Here is a 16122-nt window from a genome sequence, read left to right as displayed (position 1 = left end):
TTATCTCTGCTCGTCCTTATAAAGGAACCACGTAGCCACAAACGTAGCCACAGCACCGACTGCAACCGCAATCAGCATAAACACAAGGTTATTCGGCTTATCGGCACTGACAAACAGCGGCAGAGCAATAACGGAAGAAGCACCGGCAAACGCATAGATCGCCGTCTTCAGAATACCGGCAACAGCACCGCCGATTGCCGAACCAATCATGGCACCGTACATCGGCGTCTTGTACTTCAGGTTGATACCATACATAGCCGGCTCCGTAACACCTGCAACAACTGCCGTCACAGCCGTAGAGAAACCAGTCGACTTGATGTCTTCATTCTTTGTCTTGAGTGCAACTGCAAGAGCCGCGATACCCTGATCAATGTTGGAGATGATCAGCGCCGGGAAGAAGATCGGCTCATAAAGCGGGCTCACCGTCAGCATCTGCATGAGATACGGAACAAAGGCGCCATGCATGCCAGTCATAATGATGAACGGCATAAAGGCAGCGAGAATTGCGACACCGATGAATCCGATTGTGTTGTACAGCCACAGAATGAATGCACTCAGATACTGGCCAAGGAACGAACCGATCGGACCCAGAGCGCAATACGTCAGCGGAATCATGACAAGAATCGTCAGCAGCGGTTCAAGAACCGAACGAAGAATCGCCGGCGAATGCTTTCCGAAGAAACGCTCAATCGGAGCCGCAACAGCACATGCAAGAATAACCGGGAAGATCGTGCTCGAATAGCTGACGCCATACACCGGAATGCCAAGAAAATCATAGGCAGTACCGGCACTGACACCCGAGGCAAACGCAGGATAGATGAGCATTCCTCCAAGGACCATTCCTACAGCCATGTTCATGCCGAACTTCTTGGCCGCAAAGGCACCGACCATGATCGGCAGAAAATAGAAGCCCGCATCACCTGCAAAGGTAAGCAGCTGATAGGTTCCGCTGTCTGCAGATACACCGGCCATATCCATAAAAATCAGAATGACCTTGATCATGCCGCAGCCGATCAGAGCCGGAATCAGCGGCGTCAGAGAGCCGGAAATTCCATCAAAGAACGTGTCGAGAACACCCTTGAAGCCTTTCTTTCCTTCCGGCTTTGCATCGAGGTTTTCCTTGACCGCTTCCTCCATCTTGAGATCATTCTTCCTGCATACAAGTTCATAGGCATCAGCCACATCCTGACCGATGATGACCTGCAGCTGCCCGTTTTGCCACTGAGCACCAAGAGCTCCCGGCAGCTTCTTGACAGCGTCCATATTAACCTTCGACTGATCCTTCACATTGAAGCGAAGACGTGTAACGCAGTGCGTAAAGAATGTAATGTTGTCCCTGCCACCAATATCATCAACGATTTCACTGGCAAGCTGTTCATATTTCTGAGCCATGTTTTTTCCTTTCCACTTACTTTTCTGTTCCTGTATGCTTCACATGGTGCGCATCCATGTTCCAGCCTTAGTGTTTCTCTTCCCGTGACATCAGCCGGTTGATATGGATCATCAGATAGACGATCTCTTCTTCCGAAAGCTGCTGTCCATAACGAGCCTTCATATAGGTGGCGATCTTTTCTGCACATGCATAGACCGCCGGATAGTTTTCCTTCAGTTGCGGCATCAATTCCGCATTGCCGCTATCCACCGCCTCGTGATTCTCGAGGCGCTTCATCAAATACTGCAAATGCGTCACGAAGCGGTTGTAATTGAAGCCGTTTTTCTGAATCGTTACGTTCAGATCCTTTTCAATCAGTTTCGTCACCTCATAGATGACAGTGTCCGGGTTCTTTGATGTATCGCCGGCCGTCACCACTTCCGCATTGATGAAGTGAAGTGCAATGGACGAAGCCTCCTCCTTGATCAGATGAACGTGAAAGTGCATGTTGATATAGGCAACCGCCTTTTCCCCGACCGCATACTCCTTTGCATGAAGGTAGGCAAGATCACCAAGGTAGGGCGGACGCACATTGATGCCCTGGCGATAACGCGTGATCGCAAAGTTAATATGATCCGCAATCGTAAACACAATGTTCGGATTCATCTCGTGATCCAGATGATTCACCGCATAGTCAACAATCTTCACTGCCGTGTCAAACACATCGGACGGGATCTCCTTCAGCAGACCGAGATACCGCGGATCGATGCCATAGAACGTACGCTCAATCTTTCCAAGATCCTTCAGATCATAAGGAACACTGGGAAAACCGATGCCCTTGCCGAAGGCGACAACCTCGTTGCCGTTTCCGTCGATGCAGATGACGGCATTATTGTTAATCTTCCGTATGACTTTCATTCGGCCCCCTTTCCAAATAAAAACTCTCCGGAAACATTAAAAACTGCTCAAACACAGTTTTGGAAATGCCTCCGAAGAGTAACAGTCCGATTCAGTTGACACCGTGATGATAGCCCTTTCGCGCAATCCGTGTCAAGCATAATTTCACGACAGTTCCGTCGCATACATCGAATAGTACGTATGGTAGAGAAGATCAAGGAAGAATGTCAGACTATAGCGCGTATACACATTGCGGCTCGCACTGATATTCCGCACGCTCGGCGTCACTTCCGAGCTCAGATAAAAAACGCAGTCATAGTTGTTCGCCAGCAGCACCGTACGGTTCAGCGTAACAAGTACCTTCTCACAATGGATCTTCTGAATATCATCATTGATCGCAAGAGCATAGTTTCCCGAAACGGAACAGTTGATCACCAGATCCTTATCGCCCAGATCCTCGAGAAACTGCACCGAAGATGAGGAACTGGTCAGAATACGGATCACCTTCCCAAATACCGCCAGCGACTCCTGAAACGTATTCAACGGCCCCGCCGAACTTTCCGATGCCATCATCACAACCGTTTGGCTATCATGAATCTTCCGGGCAAGCATCGTCAGCTTCTGCTGACTCGCCGCCTGCGAAATACTGCGGGCCATGTGATTAAGCTGCTCTTCCAGATATGCTGCATAATCCGGATGATCCGTATAATCAATGAACGCTTTCTTATGGACTTCCAGCTCTCTGGCGCCATCCTTGAACTCCGTAAAGCTGTCATAGCCAAGCGCCTTGATAAAGCGCTGAACACTGCTGCGCGACACAAAGCAGTCATCCGCCACCTTATAGATCGAAAGCTTTCCAAGATCCCGCAGATGCCGAAGCAGATATTCTGCAATTACATAGTCTGTCGACCTCGTATCGTTCCGGTTCACAACCGTAAGCAGCGACGTCATAATATTGAACTTAACAATGCTGTGAGAAGACATTATCTTACCCCGTTCCATTATAGAAGAAAACAACGGAATCCTGCCGGAATGAACACTCATCGAACGATTATGAATTAAGATATTGCTCCAATTCATTTTTCCGGTTGCGTCTTCCTGCATACCTGAAAAGACGGACCATATCAAGACTGTACCACTTCTGCATAAGTGTAATCACCTCCGGCAGCTCTGCTCTACTATAGGTAGTTGAAATTTATTTTTCCGCAATCATATCTACCAGCATTTTTTCAAGCGTAATGCTATATGGATCATCCCCTCTTAAAGGAGCTTCGGAAATCAGATCCGTAAATGAAACAAGAGGCTACTGTTTATTAAGTGTCCGCTTCAGCCCTTCCGCAGATCAGAATACATCGGCCGGTATTCCGGTTTCACAGAATCATCAGGAAACGCAGAAGAATCATAGCCGGTCCTCACAATTTTCCCTTCTTTGACAAGCCGGCTGATCGTCCGGTGACAGGTACTGTCCACCGCCGGTGCGATTGTTTTCACCACATCAATCTGATCTTTGTGCGAGCATCGTTCGCCAGATTCAAGCTTTTCTTCAACACGATCATACCAGCGCATGGCGGGCTCCTTTCATATGTAAGAGCACTTCGGCAATCATCTTATTTTTTGCCGATATACGTCACAATGTTTCCTTCCATGCGCTTAACAAATATCTTCAACCGGTTATGTGACCGGTATCAGGATCTGATACCACGCAGGCCATCTGGTATCAAACCACGAAACCATGAAAGCGGATTCATTCAGTAATCTGAAAAGAGAGAACAAAGAAAGGAAGAAAACGATGAGACATATTGCAGATCCCGTATTTCCAAAGAACTTTTTCTGGGGCGCTTCTTCCGCCGCCTGGCAGGTAGAAGGAGCCGTTGCCGAGGGAGGCAGAACACCTTCCATCATCGATCTGAACTCGAAGACAAAGAAGCCGTTTGCCGATAACAGCATCACGGCAGATCACTATCACCACTACAAGGAAGATGTCGCCCTCATGAAGGAATGCGGCTTCACATCCTACCGCTTCTCCATCTCCTGGAGCAGAATCATTCCGGCTGCTGACCGCAAGGTCAATCCGGAAGGCATCGCCTTCTATAACAACCTGATCAACGAGCTGATTGCGGCAGGCATCACTCCGATCATCACCCTTTATCACTATGACATGCCTGTATGGGTTGACGAAAAGTTCGGCGGCTGGCATGATCGCGGCATCATCGACGAATTCGATTTCTATGTCAGAACCTGCTTCAAAGAGTTTGGGGACCGAGTCAAATACTGGCTCTCCATCAACGAGCAGAATATGCAGATTGTGTATGGCAAGTGGCTCGGTGTCGCCAAGGGCCTGAGCGACGAAGAATGGGAAGTTCAGAAGTGGCAGATCAACCACATCATGAACCTGTGCCACGCCAAGGCTGTCATCGCCTGCCACGAGCTGGTAGAAGGCGGAAAGATCGGTCCGGTTCCGGGCTACGTTCCGATTTACCCGAAGTCCTGCCGTCCCGAAGATCAGATTGCGGCAATGAACGCAGAAGAACTGACCCAGAAGATCTGGGACGACCTCTATGCATATCGTGAATACAACACCTTCATCAAAAACTACTGGAAAGAGCACAACATTGACCCGTTGATTCAACCGGGTGACATGGAGCTGATTGCACGGGCAAAGATCGACTTCTTCGCCGTCAACTGCTACCGTTCCGATGTCGGCAAATATCCGGATCCCTCCTATACACAGGAGATCGGCCTCAACAAGTACGGCCGCAAGGGCGAATTCATCTACACCAACCTGCCCGGCGAATATGCACTGGACCGCAATCCGTATGTAGAAACAACCGACTGGGACTGGCACATCGACCCCGTCTGCATGCGCTACTCACTGCGTTACATGTGGGACCACTACCATCTGCCGATGCTGATTACGGAAGCCGGCTATGGCGCTCATGAAGATCTCGGCCCCGATGGGAAGATCCACGACGACTACCGCATCGACTATCTGCGCGACTATATCTATAACGTTGGTCTTGCCATCGAAGACGGTGCCGAAGTGTGGGGCTTCAATCCCTGGAGCTTCACCGACCTTCTCTCAACCGGCAACGGCATGGCTAAGCGTTACGGTCTCGTCTTTGTCAACACGACCGATGACGATGTCCGCGATCTGAAGCGCTACAAGAAGGACAGCTTCTACTGGTACAGCAAACTCATCAAGTCCAACGGCCGCGAATGGGGCAAGGACATGTCCGCATGGAGAGATTTCACCAAGACAAGTCCTGTCGCTTCCGACATGAAGGACAAAGTAAAGGAATAACAGCCAAACAATTAAGGGGAGAATTATGGCAAAGAAAGACTACGCAGCAATCGCATCCGACATTGTCAAGGTCAGCGGCGGCGCCGAAAACATCGCAAACGCCACCCACTGCATGACACGTCTCCGTCTTCAGCTGAAAGACGGATCCAAACTCAACAAGGATGAGGCAAAGAAGATTCCAGGCGTCCTGAACCTTGTCATCCAGAATGGCGAATACCAGTTCGTCATCGGCCAGGATGTTCCGTCCGTCTATGAAGAAATCACCAAGATCGACGGCATCAAGGCTGGCGGCTCGGTCGAAGATGCCGAGGCAGCCAAGCAGGATACCCAGCCCCAGAAGGGCTCAAAGATGGAAGCTGTCATGAGCTTCATTGGCGGCACCTTCTCGCCGGTCATTCCTGTTCTCGTTGCCGGAGGTCTTACCGGTGCCGTTCTGACAGTGCTCACGGCCTTCTTCGGAGTATCGTCTTCCGACGGCGTCTATCAGGTGTTCTACTGCCTGAATCAGGCAACCTTCTGGTTCCTGCCGATCTTCATTGGTTTCTCGGCCGCAAACCGCCTCAAGTCCAACGGCTATCTCGGAGCGTTCCTCGGCGCAGTTCTGTTGTTCTATACCATGAACTTCTCCGGAGCTGCTGAGCCCGTTTCACTTACCTTCATCGGCATTCCGGTCGCCAGTGTAACCTATAACTCCACCGTATTCCCGATCATCCTCGGAGTCCTGTTCATGAGCCTCATCTACCGCTGGCTGCAGAAGGTCATGCCTGTTTATCTGCGCACGATCTTCGTCCCGCTCATCACGATGCTGATTACGGTTCCGGTTACGCTCATTGTTCTCGGCCCGATCGGCAACACAGTCGGCACATGGCTCGCCAATGGTGTCCTTGCAATCTACCGCGCCGTTCCTGCTCTTGCCGTTGCGATCATTGGTGCTTTCACACCATGGCTTGTATTCTTCGGCATGAACAATGCTACCTATCCGATCGTCTTCGAACTGCTTGCAGAAGTTAACTCGGACCCGCTGATCTGCACCGGCATGGCTCCGGCAAACGTAGCTGTCGGCGGCGCCTGCCTTGCGGCTGCCCTGATTGAAAAGAAGGCGGAAGACGAGTCGGTTGCGATCGGCGCCGGCATCACGGCTCTCTGCGGTATTACGGAGCCGGGTGTCTACGGTGTCCTGTTTACCAAGAAGTTCCCGCTGGTTGGTGCCATGATCGGCGGCGGTATCGGCGGCGCAATTGCCGGTGCCTTCGGCTTCACGCAGTATGTTATTTCGACGCCTGGCTTCATTTCAATTCCTGCCTACATCAACCCGGATGGAACGATGACCAATATGATCGGTATGATCGTTGTCATGGTGATTGCCGTCGTGGTCGCCTTCGCAGCTACCTATCTCCTTGGCAAGCGTGAACTCTCCAAGCAGGGCAACTGAATTTCCATTCATTCTCACAGGGGAGCAGTCATACGGCTGCTCCTTCTTTGCATTTTCCGCGTAAAACTGAATAAACAGACAGGAGAATAACTATGTTTCCAAAAGGATTTCTCTGGGGCGCATCCACTTCCGCCTACCAGGTAGAGGGAGCCGCATTTGAAGACGGCAAGAAAGCCTCGCAGCAGGACATCATCAACCAGGACAGCTATAGGAAATTCGGCTTCGCCACTGCCGAAATTGCCAGCGACGAATACCATCACTACAAGGAAGATGTCGCCCTCATGAAGGAGATGGGCTTCTCCTCCTATCGCTTCTCCATTGCATGGTCCCGCATATTCCCGGATGGTAACGGAGAGCCCAACCCGAAAGGTGTCCAGTACTATCACAACCTGATCCACGCCCTGAAACAGGCAGGTATCGAACCGATTGTGACCATGTATCACTACGACTGCCCCTGGGCACTGGTCGAAAAGTACGGCGGATGGCTGAGCCGGCAGATCATTGATGACTTCACCCATTATGCTGAGTTCATTGTCCGCGAATATGGCAGCGAAGTGCGGATCTGGACGACGATCAATGAACAGTCCATCATCGTTCAGTACTGGACACAGAAATGCTACATTCCAGAAGAACTGCTTGACGGAAAGCACAACCAGCTGCGCTACCAGATCAATCACTATATGAACATCTGCCATGCCATTGCCTGCAATCTGGTGCATAAACTGGTACCCAACGGAATCGTCGGTTCCGCCCTTGGATATTCATGTATCTATCCCCTGACCGGCAAGCCTGAAGACTGTATGGCAATGCAGAATGCACAGGCCCTGCGCAACGACTATTACACCGATATCTACTTCAAGGGCATCTACAACAAGGCTGCCAAAACGTATCTTGAACAGCACGGTCTCGCCCCGGTTATTGAAGACGGTGACATGGATCTGATCGCCTCAGGGAAATCCGATTTCCTTGCCCTCAACTACTATGCAAGCGAATGTGCAAAAGCCTGTCCCGATGATGGCAAAACCGTGATCCAGTGGTCCGGCGTCAACCGGTCCGGAAAGAAAGGCGACATTTCCGGCTTCGAGACGCATCCCGGCTTCTATCAGATGTGCAGAAACCCGAATCTTGATACAACGGACTGGGACTGGGCAATCGACCCCATAGGCATGGAATACATGCTGCGGGATCTGTACAACCGCTATAACAAGCCTCTGATGATCACGGAAAACGGCTTAGGTGCTTACGACACATTAAACGATGACGGCAGGGTTCATGATTCTTACCGCATTGACTATCTACGCAGTCACATCGCAGCGGTGGGACGAGCGATTGACCAGGGTGTCAAAGTCATTTCCTACAATCCCTGGTCTGCCGTCGATCTTCTTTCCACTTCCAACGGCGTTAAGAAGCGGTATGGCCTTATCTATGTTGATCGGACCGACAATGATCCGAAGAACTGTGCCCACATCCGCAAGGACAGTTTCTACTGGTACAAGAAGGTCATCGCCAGCAACGGCGGAGACCTGGATTGATGAAAATCACATTCCACTACGTCCGCCACGGCGAAACGCTGTTCAATGTCCTTGGACGCATGCAGGGCTGGTGCGACAGTCCCCTGACAGAACGCGGCATCCGCCAGGCTGAAATGGCACATGACAGCCTGCTGTCAGTTCCGCTGAACCGTGCCTTCAGCTCCACTAGCGAGCGCTGCGTCGATACGGCAAACATCATCCTGAAGGATCGCAATGTTCCCCTGACAACCGCTAAAAGTCTCAAGGAAACTTTCTTCGGCGACTGGGAAGGCGAGAAGGAATGCCTCATCCTCGACAGTCTGAAAATTCATCGCCAGACTGGTGATTTCTCGGATGTCCATGGCGAAAGCCGGGCACAGGTACGTGAACGTATCCTCACCACCTTCGATCAGATTCTCAGCACATGCAAGGATGGTGACAGTATTCTGATTGTTTCGCACGGTACCTTCTTTCTGCAGATGAGTGTGGACCTATTCCATATACCAAAAGAGAAACTGCTCAGCCGTATCACTGTCCCCTCCGGTTATAAAGGCAATCCGATCGCCAACGGCTACGCTGCCGACTTCATATACGACGATGGAAGCTACCGCTTCACATGGATCAAGGGAATTGAAAATATCAACAGTCTCTACAAGTAACGAAGCCAATGGCGGTATGATCAAGGCAGAGGAATATATTTATGAAGAATAAACAGATCCGTCTCTTCGTCACGGACGTGGACAATACACTGCGGGGAATCCATGAAGAATTCTTCGTCAAAGGACAGAATTCAATGACCATTGCCCCCGCACTGACAAAAACATTCATCGAGCTCCATAATCACGGCATTCTGCTCGCTATTGCTAGCGGACGCCCGCTGTGGCAGGAGCTGAGCCATCACCATATTGACTGGAATCTTCCCTTCCAGTTCGATGCCATCATCGGCCTCAACGGCGGCGAAATGTATGACAATGCCGACGGCACAACGAAGCACTTCCACCAGCTGACAACGGACCAGATCAAAAGGATCATCACCGGCATGGAGCCGCTGTCCGATGCACCGATGATCTACTGCAGCGGGTACGAACTGGCATATAAACCGGATGAGGTCATGATCAGCCGCGCCGCTAAGCACCATACGAAACTCGTTGAGGCGAAAGAACTCTCTGACCTATGGCAGAATCCCACGGCAAAAGTTCTCTACCGCCAGGCTGATCCTGCACGCATGAAAGAAATGGAAACATACGCCAGGGCACACATCAATGATGAAACCATTTCCAGCTTCATGACGACGCCTGAAAATCTTGAGTTCCAGTCTCCGCTGGTAAACAAGGGCACCGGTCTCAAGGCATATTGCGACGCCCACAGCATCCCGCTTGATCAGGTCATCGCCTTCGGTGACTCCGAAAACGACATGCCCATGTTACGGGAGGCAGGTTGGTCCGTCGCCATGGCCAATGCCATGGACGCCGTCAAGCAGGCGACCGACGATGTCACACGCCTCGACGTCTATCACAACGGTGTCGGCGACTATCTGGATACACACCTGATTCCGCTGCATGAACAAAATCACTGACCAAAGAAAGAATCGAGTAGGAAGCGGTGATTAACCGCCGTCCTCTCACACCACCGTACGTGCCGTTCGGCATACGGCGGTTTCAGTACTTAGAACACAAGTTGCAGTTGAACTGCAGAATATTTAGGATGAACAGACTCGAAGTATCTGGATGCAGATGGGCATCCCCATTCTTCGAGTTTTCTATTTGACAGCGCGCGCTTGACAGTCGTTAAATGCACTGCCCTGCATGTACCTTTTCGGGTGTTCGCCGCCATGAATGCGTGCTTCTCAGGAATGCCAAGTTCGTAATGGTCTTTCACCACCTAGCTATCGCCCATGCCGGGCACACAGTTAGAATTGCAGTGCCGGCCAGGCTGTACATCTGCAGCTCTTTTTTTCGGGCAGATATAAATGCATGTTACTGCTTCATCAGCTGTTCGATGGCCTTTGCAGCCCCGTCATCGTCATAGTTATCAGCCACGAGATCCGCAATCTTCTTCAGCCCTTGAGGCGCATTGCCCATAGCGACGCTGATTCCCACGCGGCCGAATACGGAGCGATCGTTTTCACTGTCGCCTAGATATGCGGCCTCTGCCGGATCCAGGCCTAGTTCTCTGCACACACGCTGAATGCCAAGATACTTATTCGCCTCAGGACATCCGATTTCAAAGCCTCCCGGAGCCGTTTCGGCAGCGGAAACAGGAAGCGGAGCAAGAATCTCTCGCGCCCGCCGGCATGAATTGTCATCGAAACAGAACCAGCTCGCCTTGACGATACCGGCAGGGTCTTTCCGAATCTGTTCTTCAAGATCCTGAACAATGATGCCGAAGTCCTTCAAAACCCGGTCCCCATGATACCAGGGCCCTGGATGAGCAGCAGCTTCCTTCTGATAATCACCGGCAGAGATATATTGATGCCCGTTCTGATGAATCTCAAGGGCACCAATGTCTCTGGCAGACTGAATCAATCTTTCTACCGTTGCCGCATCGATTGCATACTGCCGCAGCACGGTCCCGTCACGAAGATCTCTTTCCTCTGCGCCATTGGCACATACGATCCGCTCACTCCATGGATATCTGTTTTGCAGAACCTTCGGCCTCATTTCCCAGGGTCTGCCCGTGACAGGAAGAATATGAATGCCTTCCCTCTCAGCTTCATCCAGAACATGCAGAAGACGAGGAGAAAAAGATTCATGATCCTTCTGCAGAGTGGTACCATCAAGATCCATTGCGATCAGCTTTATTTTTCCAATCATATACAAATCCGAATTTACCACAATGTTAATGCAAATCAATGAAACATTATCTATGAATCATTACGAAAGCAGGCGCCCGGATTGAATGTCCGATAGCGCCTGTCTTCCTTATTCACTTTTTCGCTGCGGGGTTGTTTCCATTCTTTGCACTGTTAGATGACTTCCTGCGCCGCGACATGAGAATCACTGCACACGCTGCCACGATCGCAACGATCGCAATCACGACGCCTGTCGAAGAATTGCTGTCTTGCGTCTCTGTCGTTGTTTCAGCAGATGCTGTGGTTTCAGCTTCTGCAGTCGACGTGCTTACTTCTGCAGTTGTCGTCGTCACATCCAGTTGTTCCGGTGCAGCGACTGCGTAATCAGTCCAGGAAACACCGTTTACTGCCCCAGAAAAGTCCGCTTCCGTGCTGTAGGTCCCGCTGACCGTGATCGTATAGTCACTGTCACCGCTCACATACACCGTACCATCGCTGCCGACGATCGAAACCGTCTTGCCGTCCGCATCAACGATCGTGCCGGCATTGTAGAGATTGGTTACTGTCGAATCACCGGTCACAACCCACTTCGACGAAGAATCAATGTAGAGATCCGCATAGCCGCTGCCGCCGCTGCCTGCGTCGCTTTCATCATCGACAACAGCACCGGTCAGTACCGAACCGCTCTCCATATAGAACTTCAGCGTCGAAATCGAATCCCAGATGATGTCGCCCTTCATCTCCTGCTGGTTTGCGGTAAACGTCGCATTGGCGCCATTGGCACCCGACGTACCCCAGCCGCGCTGGTTCGAGTTGCCCGTCACCCGCAGGAAGTAGTCACAGTCATCCGCCTCTGTAATATCTACATTTTCAAGATAGAAGACAGAATCGGTATTGGTCGTATAGAAGATGCCGCCGTTCTTCGAGGTCAATGTACCATCGACCATGTAGAACGAACCTTCACCTACCTCGGAGTCACCGGACATCGACTGATACAGAATCACGGTCCACGTCGTACCATTCTGATCCAGATCCGCCATATTGCCCGTAAGATTCGAATTGAACAGTCGCACCGTATTGAGACCTTCCAGGCACAGTGCCTCCGAACCGTTCGCAACCAGATCCGCATCATTGATCGAAATGTCTGCCGTCACATACACGGCCGGTGAACCGGTACCGTTCGACGTATAGGTGCCCCCGTCAACGACCATCGTACCGCCGCCGCGGTCCGAACGAATCGCTGCCGAAGATTCACCCTGCGTCGTTGCCATCACATTGTAGGCGTACAGTGTTCCGCCGCCTGCCACATGGATGCCGCCGGCCGTATTGCCCGACGTATTGATTACGGTATTGGCAATATAGGTAACGCCATCGCCATAGGAGAAGGCACCTGCCGCACCATCCGCGTCCGTCGTAATCGTGCCGCCATTGATATAGCTCGTGCCACCGGTTGTCAATACGGCTGCACCGACTCCATAGAAGCTCGAATTATCGCCGCCCGACGATTCACTGGAGCTGCGCGTCACCGTCGGATTATTCAATACAACGGAACCTCCGGACACATGGACAGCATTCTCATCCGTACCCGCCGAGGAATAGGTACCGTCACTCTCTTCCGTATCGGAAGAGAATTCTGTCGCCGCATCCCAGGATGTTACAGCAGAGGATCCGCTTCCGCCTCCGCCCAGTGCCCTGTCCGGGGCATTTCCGGAGGGGGCACTGCCGTCCGGCATCTCGGGCGGCGTTCCACCGCTGCTGTCATTTCCTGAGGAAGGTGGTGACGGTGGGATACCGCCATCATTTCCTTCTGCAAATACAGCCGCATTCGATTCAACAATCGCAAACGACATCGCCGATCCAAGTACAACTGCTGCTATCTTCTTCATCATTTTCATAATCACAGTCCCTCCCGACTGACACAGATGTTATAGCTATGCAATGTGAATACCATCTGAAGTTTGACTGACATAAGAAGGAAACCGAATGATTCAGAAGTTGTCGAAAACCACTCTGGCCACTACAATACGAACCATGACCCTTAGAACTGACAAACAGCCAAAGAAAAAGCGCCGCTACTGGATCTGGATCCTCGTCGGCGCCTATATCGTATTCATTTTCCATAACTCGGCGATGATCGCCACCGCTTCCAGCGCCCTCAGCTACAAGGTCGCCCTCTTTATTGCCCGCCACCTGGAACATTTCGGCATCGGAGCCACCAGCTTTCCTCTGTTTCATCACTACATCCGCAAGCTCGCCCACTTCAGTGAGTTTGCCGGCCTCGGCATCCTGGTTGCCATCGCCTGTCACATGGCTCCGCTGCTTCGAAATAAGACGATTACATTCCTGCTCTTTCTGTTTGCGGTGCCGTTCGCAGATGAAACGATCCAGCGCTTCTATGCCGGCCGCTCCAGCCAGTTCAGCGACATGGTCATTGACGCCAGCGGCTTCCTTGCCGGAGGCATCTTTGCCTTCCTGTGCATACTGATCTATTACGGCGCCAGAAATCCGGACCATCACTTCTGATCATTTCCGTCTGGTTTTCCATTGCCGGCAGATGTCTCTGTACCTCTGCCGGTTTTCTTTGGAATAGCCATCCAGAAGATCCGGATTGTTCGCACGCAGGACCTCAAGGAACTCCCCCTCTTCCTTACTGTCGATGCCGATGTCAAAGCTCTGACCGTCCACCGTCCGTATCATCAGAAGATTCGCAAGCTTCCTACTGCCATAAACACGGCTGTGCTGCGGATAGACCCAGCCGATCAGCTGATACGGAAGAACGGTCAGACCGCGCGTATCACTGACAAAGGCTTTCCTGCCGCAGATGATCCGCGACGTCGAGAAACCTTTCAGTCCCGCCGGCGCATTCTGAAAGTCATAATCACTCAACGCATGGTCGCCAAGATCATCCAGAGATGCCTGTGCCCCGGCTTTCTCAATCAGGCGCAGCGAACCGGCATTCTTCAGATAATGATCCAGCGCATTGATGAACACATAGAGATCAATCAGAAGCACAATCGCCCCGACCACCGCCAGCGTATCATTCCGGATCAAAGTAGCGATCACCACCACGCCGATCAGAACGCCAAGCACAAGAATGTAATACAGAAACTTATGTTTCTGCCTTTTCAGCACATCAAGCATGTTTATCTCTCTTCTTCAATGAAACCACTGTACTCCACCAGTCCCGTTTCATCCAGCTGATAAATCACATCCGGAACAATGCTCAAATATTCCCGGTCATGTGAAACACTGATCACAACACCTGGAAAGTTCCTGATTGCCGCATCGATCACCGGCTGCGACAGCGGCGAAAAGTTGCGCGTCGGCTCATCCAGCACCAGCACTTCCTCATTCTCGAGTGCCATCTTCAGAAACAGCAGCTTCCCCTGCTGACCGCCGGACAGTTCCTTTACCGTATGCGTCATCTCTTCGCTCGTATAACGAAGAGACCCAAGCCAGCTGCGTGCCACGGTCACACTCTCACGATCCCCGTGCGGCGCCAGAAAGTCAATCGGCGTCATATCCGGCTTCAGCACCTCTGCATAGTTCTGCGGCATATAGCCAACCCGGAAGCCTGCCTGACGCAGCAATACAAGCAGCTGCCGCAGCAGTGTCGACTTTCCCGCACCGTTGGAGCCGATGATGGCGACCTTCTTTGGCCCGTATACAGAGAAGTTCAAAGCCGCACAGAGTACCCTGCCGTCCGCCGTCTCCAGGCAGTAGTCCTTCAGCTCCAGCACCCTGCGACCTGGCGCAATGACGGTTCCCGATAATTCGATGGCAATCGACTCCTCCTCTTCCGGCAGCGTCGCCATATCTTCCTTTTCGCGCGCATAGCGTTTTTCCGCCGATTTCACTGACTTCATCTTCTTTTTCAGCAGCTTGGCTCCGTGCGGATCCTGGCGCGAAATATGATTCAGCGCATAGTCAACGGCAGAATACTGCCGCTGCAGCTTCTGCTGACGCAGCTTCTCCTTCTTCTGGTCGCTGACCGCCTTTTCCCGCTGATTTTCCATCGCCGCATAACGCTGCTGTCGATAGGTTTCATAATCCACATCCGCCACCGTGATCCGCGGCTTGTTTTTACGGTGAAGTTGTTCCATATGAATGACGCCCGTCGCACAGGCATCGATCAGATGCACATCATGCGACACAAACAGCACCGCACCCGGAAGACGTACAATCTCCTTTTCAAGCCATGCAAGAATATCAAGATCGAGGTTGTTCGACGGCTCATCCAGAAGATAAACCGTCGGCTTCTTCATTTTTAGCGCCGCCAGCTCCGCCTTGATCTGCTCGCCGCCGGACAGTGTTCCAAAGGCACGGTCCTGATACCAGAAGTCTGCGGAAAGTCCCATCTCTGCCGCCAAGGAGCCGAGTGACGAAGCGTCCATATCATAGAAACCATCCTGTGCCCCGAACCATGCATAGACAGGAATATCCTTGTCCTCCTCATTGATGCTCTGGGGAAGGTAGCCCAGAATCTCGCGCGAAACGGTACGTCTCCCTTCACAATCCATGAAGCCTTCCACCAGGGAAGGGTCATACATGTATTTGAGCAGCGACGATTTGCCGTTGCCCTCTTCGCCAATGATGACGGTACGCTCATTGCCGCGTACGGTATAGCTGAAATCATCGAGAAAGACGCGGCCGCTGCCAATCGCCCTCATCGTCAAATGATCAATCTGTAACATAGATCTGTTCCTCCTTTCATCAAAAAAGTCTGTCCCCCATTTACCCAGGAACAGACTTCAATTCAGAAGAAACTCAACTCAACAATACAGACAAAGAATATCAATCAAAGAAAAACGTATTCCG

The 16122-nt window shown here is 51.6% G+C and carries 15 protein-coding genes; 6 read left to right on the top strand and 9 right to left on the bottom strand.

The annotated features are described in order from the left end of the window. The 5 genes from C1714_RS05995 to C1714_RS05980 all read right to left on the bottom strand — a co-directional run bounded on the left by C1714_RS05995 (nucleotide 1) and on the right by C1714_RS05980 (nucleotide 3835). Nucleotides 1-1392 (bottom strand): PTS transporter subunit EIIC, encoded by a 1392-nt coding sequence (locus C1714_RS05995; RefSeq protein ID WP_102342331.1) that lies wholly within the window; start codon nucleotides 1390-1392, stop codon nucleotides 1-3. 67 nt (nucleotides 1393-1459) lie between these two features. Further along, nucleotides 1460-2290, bottom strand: coding sequence for a PRD domain-containing protein (locus tag C1714_RS05990; RefSeq protein WP_102342330.1), 831 nt, complete (start codon nucleotides 2288-2290; stop codon nucleotides 1460-1462). A 144-nt stretch (nucleotides 2291-2434) separates the two neighbouring features. Next, nucleotides 2435-3253, bottom strand: a complete 819-nt coding sequence (locus C1714_RS05985; RefSeq protein WP_167849947.1) for a MurR/RpiR family transcriptional regulator — start codon at nucleotides 3251-3253, stop codon at nucleotides 2435-2437. A gap of 67 nt (nucleotides 3254-3320) precedes the next feature. Next, complete coding sequence (locus tag C1714_RS14655; RefSeq protein ID WP_425349055.1) at nucleotides 3321-3464, bottom strand: DUF6577 family protein; 144 nt, start codon at nucleotides 3462-3464, stop codon at nucleotides 3321-3323. A 131-nt stretch (nucleotides 3465-3595) separates the two neighbouring features. After that, nucleotides 3596-3835: a hypothetical protein gene (locus C1714_RS05980; protein WP_102342328.1), complete on the bottom strand. Its 240-nt coding sequence runs from the start codon at nucleotides 3833-3835 to the stop codon at nucleotides 3596-3598. 223 nt (nucleotides 3836-4058) lie between these two features. Between C1714_RS05980 and C1714_RS05975 the strand changes: the two genes are divergently transcribed. The 5 genes from C1714_RS05975 (at nucleotide 4059) to C1714_RS05955 (ending at nucleotide 10089) form a co-directional block, all read left to right on the top strand. Continuing rightward, nucleotides 4059-5570 carry a glycoside hydrolase family 1 protein gene (locus C1714_RS05975; RefSeq protein ID WP_102343159.1) on the top strand — a complete coding sequence of 504 codons (1512 nt, stop codon included), beginning with the start codon at nucleotides 4059-4061 and terminating at the stop codon, nucleotides 5568-5570. A 25-nt stretch (nucleotides 5571-5595) separates the two neighbouring features. Next, the gene (locus C1714_RS05970) at nucleotides 5596-7002 is read left to right on the top strand and encodes a PTS transporter subunit EIIC (RefSeq protein ID WP_102342327.1); all 1407 of its coding nucleotides are present in this window, start codon (nucleotides 5596-5598) and stop codon (nucleotides 7000-7002) included. Nucleotides 7003-7094: 92 nt separating this feature from the next. After that, nucleotides 7095-8534: a glycoside hydrolase family 1 protein gene (locus tag C1714_RS05965; RefSeq protein WP_102342326.1), complete on the top strand. Its 1440-nt coding sequence runs from the start codon at nucleotides 7095-7097 to the stop codon at nucleotides 8532-8534. Continuing rightward, complete coding sequence (locus C1714_RS05960; protein WP_102342325.1) at nucleotides 8534-9172, top strand: histidine phosphatase family protein; 639 nt, start codon at nucleotides 8534-8536, stop codon at nucleotides 9170-9172. The genes C1714_RS05965 and C1714_RS05960 overlap by 1 nt, the downstream gene beginning before the upstream one ends. Before the next feature lie 41 nt (nucleotides 9173-9213). Further along, on the top strand, nucleotides 9214-10089 hold the full coding sequence (locus C1714_RS05955; RefSeq protein WP_102342324.1) for an HAD family hydrolase: 876 nt from the start codon (nucleotides 9214-9216) through the stop codon (nucleotides 10087-10089). 400 nt (nucleotides 10090-10489) lie between these two features. Here C1714_RS05955 and C1714_RS05950 read toward each other — a convergent pair whose 3' ends face one another. Together C1714_RS05950 and C1714_RS05945 are read right to left on the bottom strand one after the other, a co-directional pair. Continuing rightward, nucleotides 10490-11326 (bottom strand): HAD family hydrolase, encoded by an 837-nt coding sequence (locus C1714_RS05950; RefSeq protein ID WP_102342323.1) that lies wholly within the window; start codon nucleotides 11324-11326, stop codon nucleotides 10490-10492. A gap of 112 nt (nucleotides 11327-11438) precedes the next feature. Then, entirely contained in the window at nucleotides 11439-13199 is a 1761-nt protein-coding gene (locus C1714_RS05945; RefSeq protein ID WP_102342322.1) for an autotransporter outer membrane beta-barrel domain-containing protein, read from the bottom strand. A 136-nt stretch (nucleotides 13200-13335) separates the two neighbouring features. Between C1714_RS05945 and C1714_RS05940 the strand changes: the two genes are divergently transcribed. After that, on the top strand, nucleotides 13336-13827 hold the full coding sequence (locus tag C1714_RS05940) for a VanZ family protein (RefSeq protein WP_167849946.1): 492 nt from the start codon (nucleotides 13336-13338) through the stop codon (nucleotides 13825-13827). Here C1714_RS05940 and C1714_RS05935 read toward each other — a convergent pair whose 3' ends face one another. Together C1714_RS05935 and C1714_RS05930 are read right to left on the bottom strand one after the other, a co-directional pair. Continuing rightward, nucleotides 13828-14445, bottom strand: a complete 618-nt coding sequence (locus tag C1714_RS05935) for a hypothetical protein (protein WP_102342320.1) — start codon at nucleotides 14443-14445, stop codon at nucleotides 13828-13830. Between the two features lie 2 nt (nucleotides 14446-14447). Further along, nucleotides 14448-15998 (bottom strand): ATP-binding cassette domain-containing protein, encoded by a 1551-nt coding sequence (locus tag C1714_RS05930; protein WP_102342319.1) that lies wholly within the window; start codon nucleotides 15996-15998, stop codon nucleotides 14448-14450. Nucleotides 15999-16122: the final 124 nt, after the last annotated feature.

It is taken from the genome of Galactobacillus timonensis (genome assembly GCF_900240265.1).
Classification (GTDB): domain Bacteria; phylum Bacillota_I; class Bacilli_A; order Erysipelotrichales; family Erysipelotrichaceae; genus Bulleidia; species Bulleidia timonensis.
Note: the sequence above shows the minus strand (reverse complement) of the source record. Positions and strands in the feature narration are given on the sequence as shown.

Bases quoted from the DNA above. Each gene is read 5' to 3' on its own strand.
- C1714_RS05940 (WP_167849946.1), top strand. From the start codon at position 13,336: ATGACCCTTAGAACTGACAAACAGCCAAAGAAAAAGCGCCGCTACTGG.
- C1714_RS05990 (WP_102342330.1), bottom strand. From the start codon at position 2,290: ATGAAAGTCATACGGAAGATTAACAATAATGCCGTCATCTGCATCGAC.
- C1714_RS05930 (WP_102342319.1), bottom strand. From the start codon at position 15,998: ATGTTACAGATTGATCATTTGACGATGAGGGCGATTGGCAGCGGCCGC.
- C1714_RS05955 (WP_102342324.1), top strand. From the start codon at position 9,214: ATGAAGAATAAACAGATCCGTCTCTTCGTCACGGACGTGGACAATACA.
- C1714_RS05980 (WP_102342328.1), bottom strand. From the start codon at position 3,835: ATGCGCTGGTATGATCGTGTTGAAGAAAAGCTTGAATCTGGCGAACGA.
- C1714_RS05960 (WP_102342325.1), top strand. From the start codon at position 8,534: ATGAAAATCACATTCCACTACGTCCGCCACGGCGAAACGCTGTTCAAT.
- C1714_RS05995 (WP_102342331.1), bottom strand. From the start codon at position 1,392: ATGGCTCAGAAATATGAACAGCTTGCCAGTGAAATCGTTGATGATATT.
- C1714_RS05985 (WP_167849947.1), bottom strand. From the start codon at position 3,253: ATGTCTTCTCACAGCATTGTTAAGTTCAATATTATGACGTCGCTGCTT.
- C1714_RS05970 (WP_102342327.1), top strand. From the start codon at position 5,596: ATGGCAAAGAAAGACTACGCAGCAATCGCATCCGACATTGTCAAGGTC.
- C1714_RS05950 (WP_102342323.1), bottom strand. From the start codon at position 11,326: ATGATTGGAAAAATAAAGCTGATCGCAATGGATCTTGATGGTACCACT.
- C1714_RS05975 (WP_102343159.1), top strand. From the start codon at position 4,059: ATGAGACATATTGCAGATCCCGTATTTCCAAAGAACTTTTTCTGGGGC.
- C1714_RS05965 (WP_102342326.1), top strand. From the start codon at position 7,095: ATGTTTCCAAAAGGATTTCTCTGGGGCGCATCCACTTCCGCCTACCAG.
- C1714_RS05945 (WP_102342322.1), bottom strand. From the start codon at position 13,199: ATGAAAATGATGAAGAAGATAGCAGCAGTTGTACTTGGATCGGCGATG.
- C1714_RS05935 (WP_102342320.1), bottom strand. From the start codon at position 14,445: ATGCTTGATGTGCTGAAAAGGCAGAAACATAAGTTTCTGTATTACATT.